This is a genomic window from Gracilibacillus saliphilus (assembly GCF_010994085.1).
Lineage (GTDB): Bacteria > Bacillota > Bacilli > Bacillales > Amphibacillaceae > Gracilibacillus > Gracilibacillus lacisalsi.
In genome coordinates, this window is record NZ_WJEB01000001.1 from 505,789 (window position 1) to 525,313 (window position 19,525).

Sequence of the window (19,525 nt, forward strand, 5' to 3'; positions counted from 1 at the left end):
TTATTATTTAAGTGCACCTTGGGCAAGCCCTTTTTGCAATTGTTTTTGCCCTAAAAACAACAAGATTAATGTCGGAATGATGACGATAATGACTCCTGCCATAACCACCCCCCATTCTGACGCCATTTCCTGTGTTTGTAATTGCTTTAAACCGATTTGCACGGTTCTTACTTGATCATTGTTCGTCACAAGTAGTGGCCATAAATACATATTCCATGTTGTCAAGAATCCATAAGCTCCTAATGTTACAAACGATGTACGGCAGTATGGAATGACAACTTTCCAGAAAAATTTAAATGAGCGTAATCCAGCGATATCGCTAGCTTCTTTCAGTTCTTTAGGTATGGTAAGGAAGTGTTGTCGTAATAGGAACGTTCCAAATGCAATAGCAAAGAAAGGTATCGTTAAACTTTGATAATTATTAATCCAGTCTAGTTGTTGAATCGTGAGGAAGTTGGGAATCATGGTAGCTTCCCATGGAATCATCATCGTTGAGATAAAGATAAAAAAGACAATGTGTCTACCTTTAAAAGGAATGAAAACAAAAGCATAAGCAGCTAACGCACTTACGATTAATTGTCCTAGCATCACGACAGTTGAAACAAAAAAGCTATTCCATAAATAGTGGGCTAGTGGTAATCGTTCGAAAGCCTTCTGATAATTTTCTAGATGAAAGCTTTCCGGTATGAACTTTCCTTGTAATAGTTCCGCACCACTCATAAAGCTGATCAAGAACGCATATACTACCGGAAAAAAGACGATGACAGCTGTCAATATTAACAGTAGATATGTAACGGTAGGGCGAAGTATTTTCATTGATAGTGCACCTTCCTTTCTCCAAATTTAAATTGTAAAATCGTTACAATTAAAATGCATATAAACAGGAAGATTGATTGTGCACTTGCTGTTCCAAACTGGTAATTAACAAAGGCTTCACGATAGATAGAATAAACGATTAAATTAGTAGACTCAGATGGGCCGCCCTGTGTGAGAATATCAACTTGTCCAAACGTTTGAAACGCATTAATTAGTGAAACGGTAATAACAAAAAATAAAGTCGGTGATAACATAGGAATCGTAATTCTTCGCAGTTGGTAGAAATAGCTTGCGCCTGAAATTTTGGCGCTTTCATAAAGGTGATCATCAATATTTTGTAAGCCACCTAATAAAATGAGAAAAGAGAATCCTATATTCATCCAAATCGTTGTGATAGAAACGGAAACTAATGCCCAATCTGGATGTAGCAACCAATCAATAGAAGTGCCACCTATGGAGGTAATGAGCTGGTTTAAAATCCCCATACTTGGGTGGAATATAAATAACCAGACTACCGCAGAGGCAGCGACGGAAATTCCCATTGTCGAGGAGTAAATGGTTCGAAAAATGCCGACACCTTTAATCTTTTCATTTGCTAGTAAAGCTAGGAATAAAGAAATAATAACTCCAGTCGGTACTGTGTACAGCACAAACAAAATAGTTGCTTTAATACTTTTATGGAAACTTTCTGCCTGAAGAATATATTGATAATTTTCTAAACCGACAAAAACATTAGCATTACCTTGCTGATCCGTTAAAAAGAAACTTAAATACAAGGTTTTTCCAAGTGGGTAAAATAAAAAGACACTAAAAAGAATGATGGATGGTAGTAAATATAAGATTGCTGATCTCCAATGTATAAATCGCCACTTTAAATCTATCTTATTAATGGACTTCTCTTGTATTTCTGCTGTGCTTTTCATATGATTCCCTCGCGAACATGCTGATGTTGAATATTTTTGGGACCTTGAAGTAATTTTTCCGTTTGTCCATCATAGATACAAAGCGAATCTGGATCTAGTGTCAATCTCACTGTCTGGCCAACGTGAATATCCCATTGGCCATACCACTTGGCATACCAAACAGAATCATCATTCCATTTAAATTTTAGTAATGTTTCCGTCCCTAAAATTTCCACATGATCGATTGTTACGGCAAAAGACAGATCTAGGCTAGATGGTTCTTCCTGGATCTTGATGTTCTCGGGACGAATACCTACAAGCACTTGATCACTGTTTGTGTCATTTACAACTAAGCGATCAACAGGTATCGAAATTTCTTTACTAATTGTTATTTTAGAAGAATTTTTATCTACTAATCCAGTTGTCAAATTCATCGGCGGTGAACCAATAAATTTTGCCACAAATGGATTTGCCGGTGTATTGTAAACATCGATTGGTTTTCCGACTTGTTGAACCACACCTTCATTTAATACCATAATCCGATCTCCCATTGTCATTGCTTCCACCTGATCATGTGTAACATAAATTAAGGTAATCCCTAGTTTTCTCTGTAATTCACGAATTTCTGAACGCATATGTGCTCTTAATTTAGCATCTAAATTAGATAAAGGCTCATCCATCAGACAAATAGGAGAGTTAGTAATAATAGCTCTCGCTAAAGCAACACGTTGTCTTTGGCCACCTGATAAATGACGAGGCTTTCTTTTTAAATAATCTGTTAAACCTAGCATGGCAGCAATTTCATAACACTTTTCTTTCTTTTCTTTTTTACGCATTTTTTTAACATCGAGACCAAATGTAATGTTATCTTCAACAGTCATATGAGGATAGAGTGCATAATTTTGAAAAACCATGGATAGTTGACGTTTGCTGGGTGGGAGGTGATCTGCTTTTTTGCCATCAATTAATAGCGAACCTGAAGTTATGTCTTCCAATCCCGCTATCATTCGTAACAGTGTACTTTTCCCGCATCCTGAAGGTCCAACAAGTACAAAAAATTCTCCAGGTTCAATGGTTACGCTGACATCTTTGACAACAAGTTGTTCTTTGTCATAACTTTTATCGACTTGTTTTAGTTCGACAGAATACATAATAGATTCCCCTTTAATAGATTAGCTTGTATGTCACTGCCGATTATAGAGAAGTTTTATGAATGGAGTATTAATATAGTGTAAAAAAATATATACAAAAATTAACAAATTTTATCATTAATTAATAAAATTCGAGAAAAAATACTTCCATAATAGACAGAATATTGTATGATAGTAATGGTAAAGAAATCTATAGATAAACATGTTTATTGTTGTAATGAGGTGTAAATGTGGACATTATAAGAGAAGCAATGGCTTTGCCTGTAGATAATTTTTTAGGAATGCTGATTTATGCTGTGACTTTCATGTTTGTGGCAGGTCTTGTGTTTAGTTTAGCCTTGAAATTTATTCCTAATCGTTTACCATATGCCGTGAAAAGTTTAATCGTTTTTATTGCTATTATTATTAGTTTAATTATTTGGTGGCAAATGATTGTGGAACCAGGGTTGAACTTATGAAAAATAGCCAGCTACTATAGCTGGCTGTTACTAGTTTTGCACCCGTTAATATGACGTTTACAAAGATACAACATTTTTTGTTTTTGGTTTCTTTGCTTTTTCAGTTACCTCTTCCGGCGCTGGTTCTTCAAGGAAGAACATGCAGAGGAAACAAACAACAGCTGATAGACCAATCAAGATGAAGAATATGGAAGGACTGACCATTGTAAAGATTGTAAGAAAAATAACAGACCCAATATTACCATATGCACCGACCATTCCAGAAATTTGACCAGTAACCGTTTTTTTTATCATCGGAACCATAGCATATACTGCACCTTCACCAGCTTGCACAAAGAAAGAGCAGCACATGGTAATGATAACGGCTAACCAGATTGGCCAGCTGGATCCGATTAATGCCATACCGATGTAACCAAAAGCTAATCCAGCCGTAAAAATCATAAGGGTTTTTTTACGGCCAAATTTATCGCTTAGTAAACCACCGCTAGGTCGAGACATTAAATTCATAAATGCAAAGCTGCTGGCAATAAGTCCAGCTTGTGCTACTCCAAGTGAGAAAGTTTCTTCAAAAAACTGAGGTAGCATCGATACGACAGCTAGCTCGGATCCGAAAGTACAAAAGTAAGCAAAGTTTAGAATAGCTACTTGCTTAAAAGAATACTTTTCCTTTTCAGGTACACCTTTCCGAAGGTGGTCTTTATTTACATGCCAAATCTTTCGTAAATTGTATAAAAATAAGGCGATTAGTAAAACAACAATGATTACTAATACATAAGAACTAATGAAATTTAAGTTCCATAATCGGTAGCTCTGAAAGATAAGGATACCGAAGACGGGGATACTCATCAACATTAATCCTATTAAATCACGATAACTGGTAACTTCCAGTGCACCGCTTTTCTTTGGTTTTTTATAGGTAACTCCATCCGGAGTATCCTTAACTAATTTCAAGAATAGAATTCCGTAAACCAAACTGATCATTCCGGTTAAACCAACAGCATAACGCCATCCATCTTCTCCTCCAAAAAGGATTGCTAGTGTTGGTAGTGTCATGGCAGCTGCAGCAGAACCAAAATTACCCCAGCCACCATAAACGCCTTCAGCAAATCCGACATTTTTTTCGGTGAACCATTCTGATACTAATCGAATTCCGATTACAAAACCAGCACCTATAAGTGCTAAAAAGATACGGGAAATCATCAATTGTGTAAATGAGTTTGATAAAGCAAAAGTAAAACAAGGAATACTTAATATAATTAACAAGCCGGAATATACTCTTCTTGGTCCGAATCTATCAACCAGCATTCCAATTAATACTCGGGCAGGAATGGTCAGTGTCACATTCGCAACGGCAAGTAAAGCAACTTCGTCATTTGATAACCCAAATTGACTTTTTAACGTTGTCATAAATGGAGCCATGTTAAACCATACAACAAACGTAATAAAAAATGCTAAGGTAGTAAATCCTAGTGTTTTAATATTTCCTTGATAACCTGAATTCATTCCATAAACCTCCTGTAGTGATGTTATGGTTTTATTATAGGAGTATAGGAACGATAAACAATAAAGTGGTAAAATTCTCTAACAAGGAAAAAATAATAAACCGCAAATTGTTGTAATATTATCTAACAACAATTTGCGGTGATTTTATATTGCTTTCTCTTTTAATTTCGTTCTTTGTAACGCTGGCTTTGACTGATTGACATTCAGTTGAGTTGTTGCCAAGAAGCATATTAATAACATAATAGATATAGTGATAAAAAAGGTAAAAGGGACAAATAAGTTTAATACTGCTAGAAAGCAAAGGGAGCCGATATTTCCGTAAGCGCCAACCATTCCAGCTATTTGTCCAGTTCGATTTTTTTTCACGAGTGATACCATGGAAAAAATCGCTCCTGAGGCTGCTTGGCTTACTAGTGAACAGCAGATCGTCAGGAACAGTGCTAGGTAAATGGGCCAGTTGCCATTAACAAAAGCCATCATGATATAAAGAAGAGAAAGGCTGACTAATAGTAGCATTGTAACTTTCTTCCGTCCAAAACGGTCACTAAGCCAGCCTCCAGCCGGACGTGCAATTAAGTTCGTAAAAGCAAAGCTACTAGCGATAGCAGCTGCAAAAACGGCATTAACGGTGAACGTATTTTGGAAGAACATCGGTAGCATCGAAATAATAGCAAGTTCTGATCCAAAAGTAGCAAAATATCCAAAACTTAAAATGGCCACATTTTTCATAGAAAACTTTTCCTTATATGGTATTTTTTGCTGTAAATAACTTCGATTAACCTTCCATCTTTTTATCATATTGATAGCATAGTACAGTACAATTGCAATGTAGAGGAGTGTTGCTATTAGATTAGATAATATACCAGTTTGTTGTAATGTCCATACTAGTATCGCTATTCCGCCATAAATAGGGACCGTAAGCAGTAGTAGAATTATGAAATCATTCTGACTTGTGGCTTTAATAGGATTGGCTGTTTTCGTATATTGAAACGTTTTCCAGCCTGGTGTGTTCTTTGCTTTTAAATAGAAAACTACACCATATATCAATGCTAGCATACCTGTTAAACACATTGCATAACGCCAACCATTTTCACCCCCGAATAAGACTGCCAATGTTGGCAGAGTCAAGGCAGCAAAAGCAGATCCGAAATTACCCCAACCGGCATAAATTCCTTGTGCAAATCCTGCTTGTTTTGTCGGAAACCATTCCGTTACCATTCTAATTCCAATTACAAAGCTAGCACCAATTGTTCCTAATATTAGTCTCGAGATGAGTAGTTGCATATATGTGGTTCCAAAAGCAAAAACAAAACAAGGGATACTCATTGTAATAAGTAAAATGGAGAATACATTTCTCGGACCATAACGGTCAACTAATCGACCGATTACAATACGTCCGGGAATACTTAAAGCTAAGTTTACGATCATTAATGCACCAATTTCATCAGTGGACAGTGCTAATTGTTCCTGAATCGTTGATTGGAAAGGTGCCATATTGAACCAAACCATCACACTTATAAAAAACGCAAGTGTTGCGATTGTTAGCATTTGCTTTTGTCCATCATAGTCATGTTTACGTGTAGTCATTATATAACTCCTTGTAAATGTAATCTTTAATTTGCTAAATTGAGGCCCTATTCATATACGTTGATGCTTTATAACAACGCTTTTTACATATACTACGAAGTAACGTATATATCTCTGGAAGCGCCGATCTGTTCCGAGGAAAAAGGCTTCTCTTCTAGGGAAAAGATCTTCTCTTCCGAGGATAAACGACTATGTCCAGGGAAGAAAAGGGTATATCCCCGGAACAGCAAAGGATACCAGGGAAGGGAAAGAGATATCCCCGGACGAGAAGCCCTGTTCATTTTGCAACTAAGCTATTTCGCAGTTTATATCTAATATTAATTTAGGATTTATTATTCAGAGACGGAAAAGTGTCCATTATTTGCATGTTTTTTAATTCACTGGGCTCAATCGAACGACGCTCATCTTGAATCCGGGCATTCGGCAATAGGGATCTAATTGATCAGAGACAAGCCGATTGACATTTTGTTTTTCCGTCCAGTGAAAAGGAACAAAAACAGTGTCTTTGCGAATCGTGCTTGACAACCTACATCTCACGATAATCCACCCTTTTTCCGAAGTGACACGCACTAGTGAATCTGCTTCGATACCATATTTTTCCGCAGTTTGCGGATGAATTTCTAAAAAAGCTTCAAAATCTCTGGCAGCTAAGGAAGGACTTTTTCTAGTTTGTTCCCCTGTTAAATAGTGACTCATTACTCGACCAGTTGTTAAATATAATGGATATTCTTGTGTAATAGTCGGTTTGTTATCTATACTTTGATAGGGGATGACAGCCATTTTTGCTTTTCCGTTTTCATGGGCAAAAGAATCTTCAAACAGTCTGTCTGTTCCTGCATGGTCCTCTGACGTACAGGGCCAAAGAATTCCTTGTTCTTGACGTAATCTCTCATACGTGATACCAGAGTAATCAGCCTTGCCACCTTTACTGGCGATACGAAGTTCTTCAAAAATTTCTTCTGCCTGTTCAAAATCAAAATATTTCCCTTTACCTAGTCTTTGGGCAATATCACAAAGAATCTGCCAGTCGTGTTTTGCTTCACCTTGTATAGGATAACTAGCATCTCTAAGCATTACTCGCCCTTCGACATTTGTTAATGTGCCTTCATCCTCTAAATAGGAGGTGGCTGGTAAAACTAAATCTGCTAGTTTGGCAGTTTCTGATAAGAATAGATCAGAAACTACGAGAAACTTTAGTTTTTGTAAGGCCTTTTTGATTAAATTGGCATTAGGATTGGAAACGATCGGATTGGAACACATAACAAACATACTAGTTATCTCGCCAGCGATAATTTTTTCAAACATTTCATAGGCAGAAACACCTTTTCTAGGCAGATTTTTTTCTTCAATTCCCCAGACATTTGCAATGTATTGACGATCTTTTGGATTTTCGATTAAGCGATAACCAGGAAGCTGATCAGCTTTTTGTCCATGTTCTCTCGCTCCTTGACCATTTCCTTGACCGGTGATTGCTCCATACCCAGAATTACGTTTACCAATCTTACCAGTAGCAAGTAGCAGGTTTAAAAAGCTTCGGACAGTTTCTGTTCCGTTGATTTGCTGTTCGATGCCTCGAGCGGTAAAGATCATTCCTGAGGATTCACGGCCAAATACAAGTGCGATTTGATATAATTCATCCAGGGAAACTCCTGCTGTTTTGGCAACATCATCTAATATGATCGATTGGGTATATGCTCTTACTTCCGCAAAATCTTCTGTTCGTTGTTCGATAAAAGCATGATCAATTAAGTCTAGGTCGATTAATATTTTTAAAACACCATTTGCGATTGCGACATCTGTGCCAGGTATATTTTTAATATGAAGATCTGCTAAATTGGTTGTACTAGTCTCCCGTGGATCGATGGCAATAATATAGGCGCCATTTTCTTTTGCTTTTTCAAAATATGGCATGATAGTAGGCTGGCAATCAGCAATGTTAGTACCTGCTAAAATAATACATCTGGTATGTGGCACTTCTTGAAGAGTGTTGGTAAAGCCTCGGTCGATTCCGAATGTCATGTTTGCACCAGTTGCAGCGGAAGCCATACAAAGTCTGCCGTTATAATCAATATGTTTGGTTTCCAGAGCAACACGCGCAAATTTCCCTAACAAGTAAGCTTCTTCATTCGTAACAGATGCACTTCCATAAACAGACAAGGCATCTTTACCATCTTCTTTTTGAATCTGTTCAAAATTTTCTTGGATCAATTGGTATGCTTCTTCCCATGTAATCGGTTCGAATTCTCCATTGATTCGCCTTAGTGGTTGTTTTAAGCGATCATGATGGAGTGCATGTTGATGGGCGTTCATTCCTTTCACACACAATCTGCCTTGTGAGGTAGGGTTATCTTTACCAACCGTTTTGTGTTTCTTTCTTGATACGATTCGCTGCTCAATTAACTGCATTTTGCATTGCATGCTGCAGTATGGACATTGTGTTTCATATATTTGTTCGGATTGAACTTTCTGTTGTTTATCTCGGAAATATTTGAGCATTAGTTCGGTCATAAATATCTTCTTCCTTTCTCAAAATAAGGCTGATTATCACGGGCACTAACTCCCTGATAAGTTTCGCTAACCTTCAGTGGGGCAAGATGCCCCACTGAAGGAAGTCTCACTTTATAATTGGGGATGGCGAATCATTAATTGTTTGCGACTTATTTGATCATTATTTAAATCATCCAAGAGCATTTGTTGTGTTGCTGAATCAAAGAGAACCTCGCGAATATGAACGATCCCAACACGTTCAGTCCATTGTACGGTTTTTTCATTATAATTAGCGGACCGCCGATAATATTGTAGGAATGAAAGTAATACGTTTCTCATTTCCTGTGGGTTAATCGTTGCGTATAAAATTCCTTGATCAGTTAAGAACTCCCATCCATTACCGGTTTGTAAAAGTGCTAGATCAAAATAATGCTCTCTTAGCATGTTCTTACAGCAAAATGCTTTTATGGTGAGAGATGTTGGCAAATTCAAAAATTCTGTTTGTTGTTCTATTTCTTGTATTAGTGTAGAAAGTGCTTCTTTCTCTTTATTACAGTTACACTCTGGTATTTGTACACTTCGAAGTGATGAAGGATGATAACTGTGTAATGTCATATTTAAGGCGTTACAAACAGAAAGCAGGTCACTTTCCTGAATTCCGTTTATGATAAGGCGTTGATCAGATGATATGGATACAGTATCAATCTTAAAATCTATCAGCACATCACTAATCCGTTTGAATTGTTCTGTTGTAATTTTTCCGCTGTATAACTGCGGTACAATGGTGTAAGTACCATCTTTCTCAAGAAAAGCATTTGTTTTATGATCTAGAAATAAAAATTCTTCATGCACATAATGTTCTGGATAAATCATTTCCAGGTAATAATGAAGAGCAGGACGACACGAAGAACAACCTGTGGCGTTATTCCATTCCAGTGTTTCCATAATCATATTGATAGATGTTAAGTTATACTGTTGGATTGCCCGAACGACTTCATCTTCTGTTAAGGAAGTACATGAGCAGAAACGATTATCTTTTACTGTTTCATGAAAGAAATCGCTCTGTATATAGTCGAGCAATTCCTGTACAACAGGCTTGCATCCACCACATGAGCTAGAGGCTTTTGTGTGTGTTTTCACATCATGAACCGAGTTTAGGTTTTTATTTAACACATTCTCAATAATGCAAGATTTGGAAACACTGTTACAAGTGCATACATGTTCATTTCTAGGAAGGGTGGCTGCATAGGATTCTTCAATTTTAACTGGTTGTAACAGTTCCGCTTTTTGGTGATCAGGTATAAATTTTTGTTTTTTGATCATGTCCAACAAGCTGCCACCAAGTGAGGTGTCTCCGTATAAAACAGCGCCAACTGCCTTGTCTTCGTCAAATAAGACTTTTTTGTATGTTTCTCCAATTTCATCATAGGAATAAATGGCTTTGGTCTGGTCGGTTTCGTCTATTTTACCGACAGAGAAAAGATCGATTCCTGAAATCTTTAGCTGGGTATAAACAGTAGATCCTCTATATTGAGCTTGTTGATTTGCTAGATGTTGTCCAAGCACTTCTGCCTGTTCATATAATGGTTTTACAAGTCCATATACCATACCACTATGTTCTGTACATTCTCCGACTGCATAAATGTTCGGAGTACTTGTTTCCATTTGATCATTTACGACAATCCCTCTGTTGACTTCGATCCTAGATTTCTGAGCCAAGCCAATATTCGCTTTAATTCCAACTGCCATGACGACCAAATCTGTATTGATAGATGTACCATCCTTAAAACGCAAGCCTTCAACACTCATATCTCCATAGATTTCTGATGTTTCTTTCTCTAGATAGAAATGCATACCTTGTCGTTCTAGTTCTTTCTTTAATAAGAGACTTGCTTTAGCATCTAATTGATTATTCAAAAGGCGATCAGCAAGGTGAATGACATCAACTTCCATCCCTAAATTTAGTAATCCCCGAGCTGCTTCCAATCCGAGCAGCCCACCTCCTATAACTGCTGCTTTTTTATAATGCTTGGCAGCTTCGATCATTTTTTTACAATCATCAATCGTTCTAAATGTCATAACTCCTTCTTTATCTATACCGGGAAGAGGTAAAATAAACGGATTTGAACCGGTGGCGATAATAAGCTTGTCGTAATTCATTTTTCTTTCTTTATCAGTAGCAATTAATTGCTGTTGATCATCTATTTCGATAACCGTTTCATTTGGATATAGGGTAATTTCATTATCTTCATACCATTTCCAATCATGAATCGTAATGTCATCGAACGTTACATCACCCTGTAAAACAGATGACAGCATGATACGACTATAGTTAGTGTAAGGTTCAGATCCGAAAATGGTTATATCGTATAATTGATTCGTTTCTTTTAACAAATACTCGATTGTTTTTAATCCAGCCATACCGTTCCCTATCATAACGAGGTGCTGTTTTTTCATATAGATAGTTCCTCCCAACTTTGAAACTAGATCATTCTAGCATCACATGCAGAATATCATGCAGTTTATTTGTTTTCCTTTTCTCTGTTAGAAAATGTTACGTTCTTTTTTGGAGAATAATTTTAATTTTTTGAAAAATGATGTTAGAAAAGTTAACAACAAAATAGAAACTTTTTTTCTAGAGGTGTACGCTGAAGTCAAGTTAAATTTCCACACTCAAATTGGGGGATTCAAAATGGAGAAGAAAAAGCTTGTACTAATTGGAAATGGTATGGCAGGTATTCGTACCATTGAAGAGATTTTGAAACTTTTACCTGACCAGTTCGATATTACCGTATTTGGTAAAGAGCCATATCCAAATTATAACCGTATTCAATTATCAAAAGTATTACAAGGAGATACGGAGATAAAAGATATTACGTTAAATGAATGGCAATGGTATGAAGATAATGGAATTTTACTTTATCCAGGTGAGACGGTGACAAAGATTGATAAAGATAACAAAAAAGTATATACCGACAAAGGAAAGGAAACTCCTTATGACCATTTGATTATTGCAACTGGTTCCAATCCATTTATGTTGCCACTTCCAGGCGCGGATAAAGAAGGGGTAACAGCTTTCCGTGATATAGAAGATTGTGAGAAAATGATCGATGCCTCGAAAAACTATAAACGAGCTGCTGTTATCGGTGGCGGTTTACTAGGTTTGGAGGCAGCACGCGGTTTACTGAATCTAGGTATGGAAGTAGATGTTATTCACTTGGCTGACTATTTAATGGAACGTCAATTAGATCGTCCAGCTGGGGAGTTACTACAAAAAGAATTAGAGTCTCAAGGGATGAATTTTTATCTTGAGAAACAAACAGCTGAAATTACCGGTAAAAAACGCGTAACCGGTTTAAAGTTTAAAGATGGTGGTGCTATTCCTGCAGATTTAGTTGTAATGGCTGTGGGGATTAGACCAAATGTAGCGTTAGCACAGGAGACAGGGATTGAAGTTAACCGAGGCATTGTTGTAAGCGATCATATGGAGACAAACATAGCCAATATTTATGCAGTAGGAGAATGTGCAGAGCATAATGGCATGGTATATGGTCTAGTTGCTCCGTTGTATGAACAAGGCCAAGCTCTAGCAAAACATATTTGCGGTATGAATCATCAAGGATACAAAGGTTCTGTACTTTCGACACAATTGAAAGTATCTGGAGTAGATGTCTTTTCTACTGGATTAATTAATGAAACAGCTAAAACAAAATCAATCAAAGTTTTTGATGAATGGCAAAATACGTACAAGAAGATATTAGTAAAAGATGATAAGCTGACTGGTGCGGTATTGTTCGGTAATACAAAAGAAGGTACCAAATTAAAAAGTCTGATTACGAAAGGGGCTAATGTAGAAGAGTACTTAGAGAGTCAACAGGGTGCTGATGCTGGGGAAAGTATTGTAGCCTCGATGAGCGATGATGAAATTATCTGTGGTTGTAATGGTGTTTCAAAAGGTGCGATAGTCGATGCTATCAAAGCAGATGGTCTATCATCAGTGGAAGAAGTGAAAGGTGCTACCAATGCATCTCGTTCCTGTGGTACTTGTAAACACCTAGTATCTGAATTATTAACCGAAACGCTAGGTGACGAATATGAAGCAAATACGAAAGAATCGATTTGTGCTTGTACAGACCTTACCCGTGATGAAGTAGTAGCAGAAATTAAAGAAAAAGGTTTAACACATACGAAAGAAGTGATGAACGTATTAGGGTGGAAAACAGAGGAAGGCTGTTCCAAGTGTAAGCCAGCACTTAACTACTACTTAGGCATGATTTATCCGAAAGAACATGAGGATGAACGCGAATCACGTTTTGTCAATGAACGATTACATGCCAACATTCAAAAAGATGGTACTTATTCCGTTGTGCCGAGAATGTATGGTGGTGTGACGAATGCAGAAGATTTGCGTACCATTGCAGATGTGGCAGAAAAATATGATGTCGGTATGATTAAACTAACTGGTGGTCAACGTATTGATTTACTAGGTGTGAAAAAAGAAGACTTACCAAATGTCTGGAAGGATTTGGGGATGCCTTCCGGTTATGCATATGGCAAATCAGTACGTACCGTTAAAACTTGTGTTGGTGCTGAGTTTTGTCGATTTGGAACGCAGGATTCTACAGGGATGGGAATTCAATTAGAGAAAAAATTTGAAGGGTTAAACACACCACACAAAGTAAAAATGGGGGTATCCGCTTGTCCACGTAACTGTGCAGAAGGTGGAATTAAGGATGTAGGTGTTGTTGGTTTAGATGGTGTATGGGAAGTATATGTTGGCGGAAATGGTGGTACTGAGCTCAGAAAAGCTGAATTACTTGTAAAAGTTAAATCGCAGGAAGAAGTTTTAGAGTATACTGCAGCCTTTTTACAATATTATCGCGAGAATGCTAGTTACCTAGAAAGAACGTCACATTACGTAGAACGTGTTGGTATTGAACATATCCAAGAAGTTGTGAATGATGAAGAGCTACGTAAAGAATTGAACGAACGTATGGATGAGGCACTAGGTATTTATAAAGAACCTTGGAGTGAAGTACTGGAAAGTGAAACGACACTTAAAGACTTATATGAAAAAGTAGCGACGAAATAAAGGATGGGGGAAGCAGAATGGAACAAACAGTACGAAAAGTATTCATCGGAAATTATCAAGATTTACCAGTGAGTTTGGGTAAAGCAGTAGTTGTAGAGGATAAAGAAATTGCAGTATTTCGTTTATCTAACGGTAATGTGAAAGCAATTGAAAACAAATGTCCCCATCGCGGCGGGGTGCTGTCAGAAGGTATGGTAAGTGGAGAGCATGTCTTTTGCCCGTTACATGATTGGAAGATTAACGTATCAGACGGATTAGTACAAGCGCCTGACGAAGGCTGTGTTCAAACCTATAAAACTAGCATCGAAGATAACCAAGTATATGTAGAAATTCCAGAAAAATAACCAACGGAAAAGCCATGTATTTGTACATGGCTTTTCTTATAAATCAAGAGATGAGCAACATCCATAGACTGCGAAGTAAGTGGACATGAATTTGCTCTCTTCCATTCTGTATTTTGATAAGTGCTGCCATACGCTCCGGCAGAATACTGCGCTTTCCGTGGGCTCGGCTTCAGCTAACTTTGCAAAGAAGACCACTTTGCAAAGTGGATCTTCAGCTCTCGCTGTCCCACAGGAGTCTCCGTATTCTGCCTACGCTTATTTTAGTGTTCTGATATTGTAAGAATGGAACTTAGGGAACTATATTCTTAGGATTTCTGTTATTTCATCAGAACACTACACTAAGCTGTGGAAAAAATGCGAGACTCCTGTGGGAAAGGAACAGTCTGAAGACCCCGCGTGATGCACCTGCGTCTCCTAGGAAAGCTTCGAAGTAGGCTTCCTCGGTGCAAGGGAGCAAAGATGTTCAATCAAGAAGTTCCCTGGCTGAAGCGTTCCCCACGGAAAGCGAGTATTTTTTCCGCAGCGTCGTTTCAGCACTCATCATTATTCAGAATGGGAGGAAGCCTCACTTTTTCAACTTTCATTACTTCGCGGTATGTATCCACTAACAAATTTATTTACAAGAGATTATAAGCTACAAGTTTAGTAATCATGATTATGGAGGGAATAAATATGGGGAAGGTTTATTTGATTGGGGCAGGTCCTGGTGATCCGGACTTGATTACGGTGAAAGCATTAAAAGCTATTCAACAGGCAGACGTTATTTTATACGATCGACTTGTTAATCCGGAATTATTAAAAGAAGCTAAACCTGAGGCAGACCTTATATATTGTGGTAAATTACCAAAGCTGCATCTAATGAAGCAAGAAACGATCAATCATTTGCTCGTCAAATATGGCAAAAAGAAGAAATTTGTAGTACGCTTAAAGGGAGGAGATCCCTTTGTATTTGGTCGTGGTGCAGAAGAAGCAGAAGCTTTGGCGAAAAATGGATTATCCTATGAAGTTGTTCCTGGCATCACTTCAGGCATTGCAGCACCTGCATATGCAGATATCCCGATTACACACCGTGAATTAGGTCGTTCTTTTGCTGTCGTAACAGGTCATTGTAAGAACGGGGAACCTTCAGATATTCAATGGGAGTATTTAGCTAAATCGGTGGACACGTTAGCTATTTATATGGGGATGAGTAATCTACCTTTTATTACGGAACAATTAATAAAATGTGGAAAATCAAGCCAAACGCCAATTGCAATTATTCAGGAAGGCACTACGCCCAACCAAAAAGTCATTATAGGAACTTTACAGAATATTGTCCACCTTGTAGAACAACATCAGGTGAAAAACCCAGCGATGATTGTCATTGGGGAAGTGGTCAAAGTTGGTGAAAAACTCCAATATTTAAAAGATAGATTTCAAGATCAAGAGACTATTGCTACATTAAAAGCATTTTAGGAGTGAGAAACAATGGAAGCTGTCATTTATATTTGTCATGGGAGTAGGGTAGAAGAAGCCAAACAAGAATCTTTTGCATTAATCGATAAAGTCAAGAAGAATATTACTGCCCGAATCCAAGAGACTTGTTTTTTAGAATTACAAGAACCTGATTTAACCGAAACAGTTCGTAAGGTAGTCGATCAAGGAGCGACGAAGGTTGTTATTATGCCGATTCTTTTATTGACAGCTGGCCATGCCAAAAAAGACATTCCAGACCTGATTGCCAAAGAGAAGTATCGCTTTCCGGAAGTGGAAATCGTTTATGGTCGAGCAATCGAAGTTGAACCGAAAATGGTAGATATTTTAGTAGATCGAATCAAATCCTGTACCGAAACCCTGGAAGAGATCGATATTTTACTTGTCGGTCGAGGAAGCAGTGATGTATCGGCAGTAAAGGATACCGAACGAATTGTCAGTATGCTAAGGAGCCATTTTCCTCAAAATCAGATCGATAAATGCTTCTTGGCTGCGAGTCAGCCAAAGTTTGAGCCATTCTTATTGGAAAAGGTGAAGCAAGGTAAATCAGTTCTTGTCCTGCCATATCTTCTTTTTACTGGTTTATTAGATAAGGGAATTAAAGAGTATATTGATTCATTAGACTTAAAGAGAGGGCAAAAGGTATTGCTCGCTGATTATTTAGGGCACCATCCCAATGTAGTCGAAGTATTAGTGGAAAGAGTGGCAGAAGCGAGAGAAGGAGCGGACAGATATGCAACAATGGCTGAAAGAAGTAGCTAGAGGGAAAAAAGGATCAAAGGATCTAGATTATCAACAAACATTGCAAGTAGCAGAAAGTATTATATCTGGTGAAGCAACCACTGCCCAAATTGCAGCATATTTGGTTGCAGAACGGATAAAAACGGAAACACATGAAGAGTTATTAGCATTTATTCATACATTACAACAACATACGAAGAGGTTACATTTACCAGATGAAGTCACGGAAAAAGCAATCGATTTTGCTGGACCATATAATGGTCGAAATTCTTTTGCTGCAACCATACCTGTATCGTTATTGTTAGCAGATTATGGTGTGCCGGTATTTCTATCAGCTAGTGATACATTGCCACCAAAATATGGAACATCCTTAAAAGCGATTTTTTCCGAATTAGGAGTTGCAGTTGATAGTGAACGTGATGAAACAGAAAAGAAGATGAGAAAAATCAATATGGCCTTTGTGGATACAGAACAATACAGTCCATCACTCGCTAAGCTAAGATCCATTCGTAAGGAGATCGGCGTTCGTACCTTATTCAATACGGTGGAAAAGCTTATCAATATTTCTCAAGCGAAAAATGTAATGTTAGGTGCGTTTCACCGTACTGCAATTAACAAGTTAGAAGGAGTCTTTAAACATCTGGAATATCAACATGTATATATCGTTCAAGGCTTAGAAGGATCTGAAGATGTACCTGTTCATCGTAATAGTTTTGTGTTTGATTGGACACCAGCTGGGTTGAATTCTTTTATCATGAAACCGAAAGATTACGGATTAGAATACAAAGATTTTGATAAAACTGTCAAACTGTCTGCTAAGGAACAAGCAAGTATTATTCATGCTATTTTTTCCGGTGATCAAAAACAGGAACACAGCTATTATTATCATCAAATATTATTAAATGCTGGCTTGCGCTACTATTTATTTAAGGTTACTCGTTCCATTGAAGAAGGGATTGAAATAGCGGAAGAGCAAATAAAATCCGGCAGAGCCATGCAGAAGTTAAAAGAATTGCAGAAAGACAAATGTGAGGCTTAATCTTCCATCACATTTGTCTTTTTGATAATAAGTAAAGAAAGTATCCCTCATCAAGCCTATGAAGGACAAAAAAAGCAAAAAGAGGAAAAAAGTGTCTCTCATCAAGCATATGAAGGATAAAATATAGCAAACAACGTTAAAAAATTGTGTTAGCAAGCAAGTCATTTGTGGCTTTTACTTACATTTTCGATCCAAATTTGTTGTTCTTCTCGTGAATAGATCGGTTTTTCTACGACTTCATGTAACAGCTTTTTTCGAACAGAAGAAGAGATATTTAATTTCTTCATAAGTTGTCGCGCTTCAAATAAAAAATCAATATATTGTTCGTATTGATCTGGTAATTCTGCTTCGATTGATTTTTTTAGTCTTTTTGCTAAGATCGGACTAGCACCACCAGTCGAAATGGCAATTTGTAATTTACCTCTTTGAATGGTAATGGGAAAGTGCATATTGCCTGCTTCAGCTTGATGTGTAGCGTTTATCCAAGCAGATGATGGTGCGTTCTGTACGACATATTGATTTGTCTCCACATCGTTAGTTGCAATAACAATAAGATTTGCTTGCTTAAAATGTTCTAGTTCACATTTTGTCTGGATCAAATGGATGTTATGTATATGAATAAGTTGAAGTAGAGATTCGGTCAGTGTAGGACTAACAATTGTAATGTTATCTTTAAATGGAAGCAGTCGAATTAAACGTCTTTCTGCTACTTTTCCGCCTCCGATGATCACAATTTGCTTATTTTCTAGATTTAAGAAAAAAGGTAAATAGTTCATATAGTTACCACTCCTATTCTTTGTCACGACGTTACCTGCTCATTAATGGAAGTCTCCCTTCATTGTAGTATTCGAAAGGTGTCAAGGCAAGCTGATTGACAGAAGATTGCGTAATTTCTTAAACTAAAGATAGCTTGATTATCTGAACGTATTTTGAAGTTGAGATATTCGGAAAGGATGTTTACATGAAACATATTTTTAAAGAAGGTAAAAGTCTACAAGGACCGACACTGTTACTGCTTCATGGTACTGGTGGGACAGAGAATGATTTGCTACCATTAGCGAATATTATTGATCCTGATGCAAATATTTTAAGTGTACGTGGGAGTGTCTCTGAAAATGGAATGCCACGTTTTTTTAAACGATTAGCTGAAGGGGTATTTGATGAAGAAGATCTAGTGTTACGAACCCAAGAGTTGCATGAATTTTTGGATGAATCTGCTGAAGAGTATGGGTTCGATCGTAATTACGTCATTGCAGTCGGTTATTCAAATGGGGCTAATATTGCTGGCAGTTTATTATTCCATTATCAAGATGCATTAAATGCTGCTGTTCTGCATCATCCAATGGTGCCTAGACGAGGTATTGAACTACCTGATCTTGCAGGTGTAAAAGTATTGATAACAGCTGGCCGAAATGATCCATTATGTACGGAGCAAGAATCACTAGATCTGGAGGAAGTTTTGAAAGAAAATGGGGCAGATGTAGAGGTTCACTGGGAAAATAATGGACATCAGTTAACCCAAACAGAAGCAGAAGCTGCAAAAGAGTGGTATCATAATAAAAATATTTAAGCGTGAAGCTATGTATCTTTTTTATAAGATGCATAGCTTTTTTTCTGGAAAATTATAAAATTTGACCTGAGGAAGGGCGTGTCGAGCCCCGTCCTGTAACAAACATCGATACTAGATCATGTTCGTCGTTCCTTTAGGTGAAAGGCATCATCAGATTCCTGTAATTCAGTTGATTCTAGTTTCTAATTGGTCCCTGCGCTTTTGCTCTCTACTTCTTAATTAGTAAGATTTGTTAGTAATCTCTATTCCAGTAGCATTATAAAAGTCAGTAAAGTGAAGGAATCAAAAAATTGTCTTCGAGAAGCTCTCTCGAGGACAAAAAAGTGGCAAAACCAGAAAAAGGGCTTCGAGAACACTCTCAA

At 37.5% G+C, this 19,525-nt stretch carries 15 protein-coding genes; 7 read left to right on the forward strand and 8 right to left on the reverse strand.

The genetic code is table 11. The features are described from left to right. Nucleotides 1–3: 3 nt before the first annotated feature. From GHT08_RS02440 to GHT08_RS02450, 3 genes are read right to left on the reverse strand one after another with little or no spacing between them, the layout of a single operon-like run. Nucleotides 4–816: a carbohydrate ABC transporter permease gene (locus GHT08_RS02440; RefSeq protein ID WP_163579484.1), complete on the reverse strand. Its 813-nt coding sequence runs from the start codon at nt 814–816 to the stop codon at nt 4–6. Then, nucleotides 813–1,739, reverse strand: a complete 927-nt coding sequence (locus tag GHT08_RS02445; RefSeq protein WP_163579485.1) for a carbohydrate ABC transporter permease — start codon at nt 1,737–1,739, stop codon at nt 813–815. The genes GHT08_RS02440 and GHT08_RS02445 overlap by 4 nt, the downstream gene beginning before the upstream one ends. After that, nucleotides 1,736–2,869: an ABC transporter ATP-binding protein gene (locus GHT08_RS02450; protein WP_163579487.1), complete on the reverse strand. Its 1,134-nt coding sequence runs from the start codon at nt 2,867–2,869 to the stop codon at nt 1,736–1,738. The genes GHT08_RS02445 and GHT08_RS02450 overlap by 4 nt, the downstream gene beginning before the upstream one ends. Nucleotides 2,870–3,099: 230 nt before the next feature. On the opposite strand from GHT08_RS02450, the gene GHT08_RS02455 reads away from it, so the two are divergent. Beyond that, the gene (locus GHT08_RS02455; RefSeq protein WP_163578453.1) at nt 3,100–3,327 is read left to right on the forward strand and encodes a hypothetical protein; all 228 of its coding nucleotides are present in this window, start codon (nt 3,100–3,102) and stop codon (nt 3,325–3,327) included. Nucleotides 3,328–3,384: 57 nt separating this feature from the next. Here GHT08_RS02455 and GHT08_RS02460 read toward each other — a convergent pair whose 3' ends face one another. The 4 genes from GHT08_RS02460 to nirB (GHT08_RS02475) all read right to left on the reverse strand — a co-directional run bounded on the left by GHT08_RS02460 (nt 3,385) and on the right by nirB (GHT08_RS02475) (nt 11,361). Next, complete coding sequence (locus GHT08_RS02460) at nt 3,385–4,830, reverse strand: nitrate/nitrite transporter (protein WP_163579489.1); 1,446 nt, start codon at nt 4,828–4,830, stop codon at nt 3,385–3,387. A gap of 144 nt (nt 4,831–4,974) precedes the next feature. Beyond that, nucleotides 4,975–6,417: an MFS transporter gene (locus GHT08_RS02465; protein WP_163579491.1), complete on the reverse strand. Its 1,443-nt coding sequence runs from the start codon at nt 6,415–6,417 to the stop codon at nt 4,975–4,977. Between the two features lie 372 nt (nt 6,418–6,789). Further along, entirely contained in the window at nt 6,790–8,925 is a 2,136-nt protein-coding gene (gene nasC / locus GHT08_RS02470; protein ID WP_163579493.1) for an assimilatory nitrate reductase catalytic subunit NasC, read from the reverse strand. 111 nt (nt 8,926–9,036) lie between these two features. Beyond that, the gene (nirB, locus tag GHT08_RS02475) at nt 9,037–11,361 is read right to left on the reverse strand and encodes a nitrite reductase large subunit NirB (protein ID WP_163579494.1); all 2,325 of its coding nucleotides are present in this window, start codon (nt 11,359–11,361) and stop codon (nt 9,037–9,039) included. A gap of 235 nt (nt 11,362–11,596) precedes the next feature. Here nirB (GHT08_RS02475) and nirB (GHT08_RS02480) point away from each other — a divergent pair, with 235 nt between their 5' ends. The 5 genes from nirB (GHT08_RS02480) (at nt 11,597) to GHT08_RS02500 (ending at nt 17,593) form a co-directional block, all read left to right on the forward strand. Beyond that, nucleotides 11,597–13,996, forward strand: coding sequence for a nitrite reductase large subunit NirB (gene nirB, locus GHT08_RS02480; protein WP_163579495.1), 2,400 nt, complete (start codon nt 11,597–11,599; stop codon nt 13,994–13,996). A 17-nt stretch (nt 13,997–14,013) separates the two neighbouring features. Next, nucleotides 14,014–14,340, forward strand: coding sequence for a nitrite reductase small subunit NirD (gene nirD / locus GHT08_RS02485; protein WP_018934047.1), 327 nt, complete (start codon nt 14,014–14,016; stop codon nt 14,338–14,340). 672 nt (nt 14,341–15,012) lie between these two features. Continuing rightward, nucleotides 15,013–15,795, forward strand: coding sequence for a uroporphyrinogen-III C-methyltransferase (gene cobA / locus GHT08_RS02490; protein WP_163579496.1), 783 nt, complete (start codon nt 15,013–15,015; stop codon nt 15,793–15,795). A 12-nt stretch (nt 15,796–15,807) separates the two neighbouring features. Then, nucleotides 15,808–16,575, forward strand: a complete 768-nt coding sequence (locus tag GHT08_RS02495; protein WP_163579497.1) for a sirohydrochlorin chelatase — start codon at nt 15,808–15,810, stop codon at nt 16,573–16,575. Continuing rightward, nucleotides 16,547–17,593, forward strand: coding sequence for an anthranilate phosphoribosyltransferase (locus GHT08_RS02500; RefSeq protein ID WP_163579498.1), 1,047 nt, complete (start codon nt 16,547–16,549; stop codon nt 17,591–17,593). Before GHT08_RS02495 ends, GHT08_RS02500 begins: the two co-directional genes overlap by 29 nt. Before the next feature lie 161 nt (nt 17,594–17,754). Here GHT08_RS02500 and GHT08_RS02505 read toward each other — a convergent pair whose 3' ends face one another. Next, a complete protein-coding gene (locus GHT08_RS02505) occupies nt 17,755–18,396 on the reverse strand; it encodes a precorrin-2 dehydrogenase/sirohydrochlorin ferrochelatase family protein (RefSeq protein WP_238343487.1) in 642 nt (213 codons plus the stop codon). 158 nt (nt 18,397–18,554) lie between these two features. Between GHT08_RS02505 and GHT08_RS02510 the strand changes: the two genes are divergently transcribed. Next, nucleotides 18,555–19,163 (forward strand): alpha/beta hydrolase, encoded by a 609-nt coding sequence (locus GHT08_RS02510; protein ID WP_163579500.1) that lies wholly within the window; start codon nt 18,555–18,557, stop codon nt 19,161–19,163. Nucleotides 19,164–19,525 lie beyond the last annotated feature (362 nt).

What these genes read in the sequence shown, in the direction of transcription:
- nirB (WP_163579495.1), top strand. Translation starts at nt 11,597, where the DNA reads ATGGAGAAGAAAAAGCTTGTACTAATTGGAAATGGTATGGCAGGTATT.
- GHT08_RS02495 (WP_163579497.1), top strand. Translation starts at nt 15,808, where the DNA reads ATGGAAGCTGTCATTTATATTTGTCATGGGAGTAGGGTAGAAGAAGCC.
- nirD (WP_018934047.1), top strand. Translation starts at nt 14,014, where the DNA reads ATGGAACAAACAGTACGAAAAGTATTCATCGGAAATTATCAAGATTTA.
- GHT08_RS02445 (WP_163579485.1), bottom strand. Translation starts at nt 1,739, where the DNA reads ATGAAAAGCACAGCAGAAATACAAGAGAAGTCCATTAATAAGATAGAT.
- GHT08_RS02500 (WP_163579498.1), top strand. Translation starts at nt 16,547, where the DNA reads ATGCAACAATGGCTGAAAGAAGTAGCTAGAGGGAAAAAAGGATCAAAG.
- GHT08_RS02465 (WP_163579491.1), bottom strand. Translation starts at nt 6,417, where the DNA reads ATGACTACACGTAAACATGACTATGATGGACAAAAGCAAATGCTAACA.
- nasC (WP_163579493.1), bottom strand. Translation starts at nt 8,925, where the DNA reads ATGACCGAACTAATGCTCAAATATTTCCGAGATAAACAACAGAAAGTT.
- GHT08_RS02460 (WP_163579489.1), bottom strand. Translation starts at nt 4,830, where the DNA reads ATGAATTCAGGTTATCAAGGAAATATTAAAACACTAGGATTTACTACC.
- GHT08_RS02440 (WP_163579484.1), bottom strand. Translation starts at nt 816, where the DNA reads ATGAAAATACTTCGCCCTACCGTTACATATCTACTGTTAATATTGACA.
- nirB (WP_163579494.1), bottom strand. Translation starts at nt 11,361, where the DNA reads ATGAAAAAACAGCACCTCGTTATGATAGGGAACGGTATGGCTGGATTA.
- cobA (WP_163579496.1), top strand. Translation starts at nt 15,013, where the DNA reads ATGGGGAAGGTTTATTTGATTGGGGCAGGTCCTGGTGATCCGGACTTG.
- GHT08_RS02510 (WP_163579500.1), top strand. Translation starts at nt 18,555, where the DNA reads ATGAAACATATTTTTAAAGAAGGTAAAAGTCTACAAGGACCGACACTG.
- GHT08_RS02450 (WP_163579487.1), bottom strand. Translation starts at nt 2,869, where the DNA reads ATGTATTCTGTCGAACTAAAACAAGTCGATAAAAGTTATGACAAAGAA.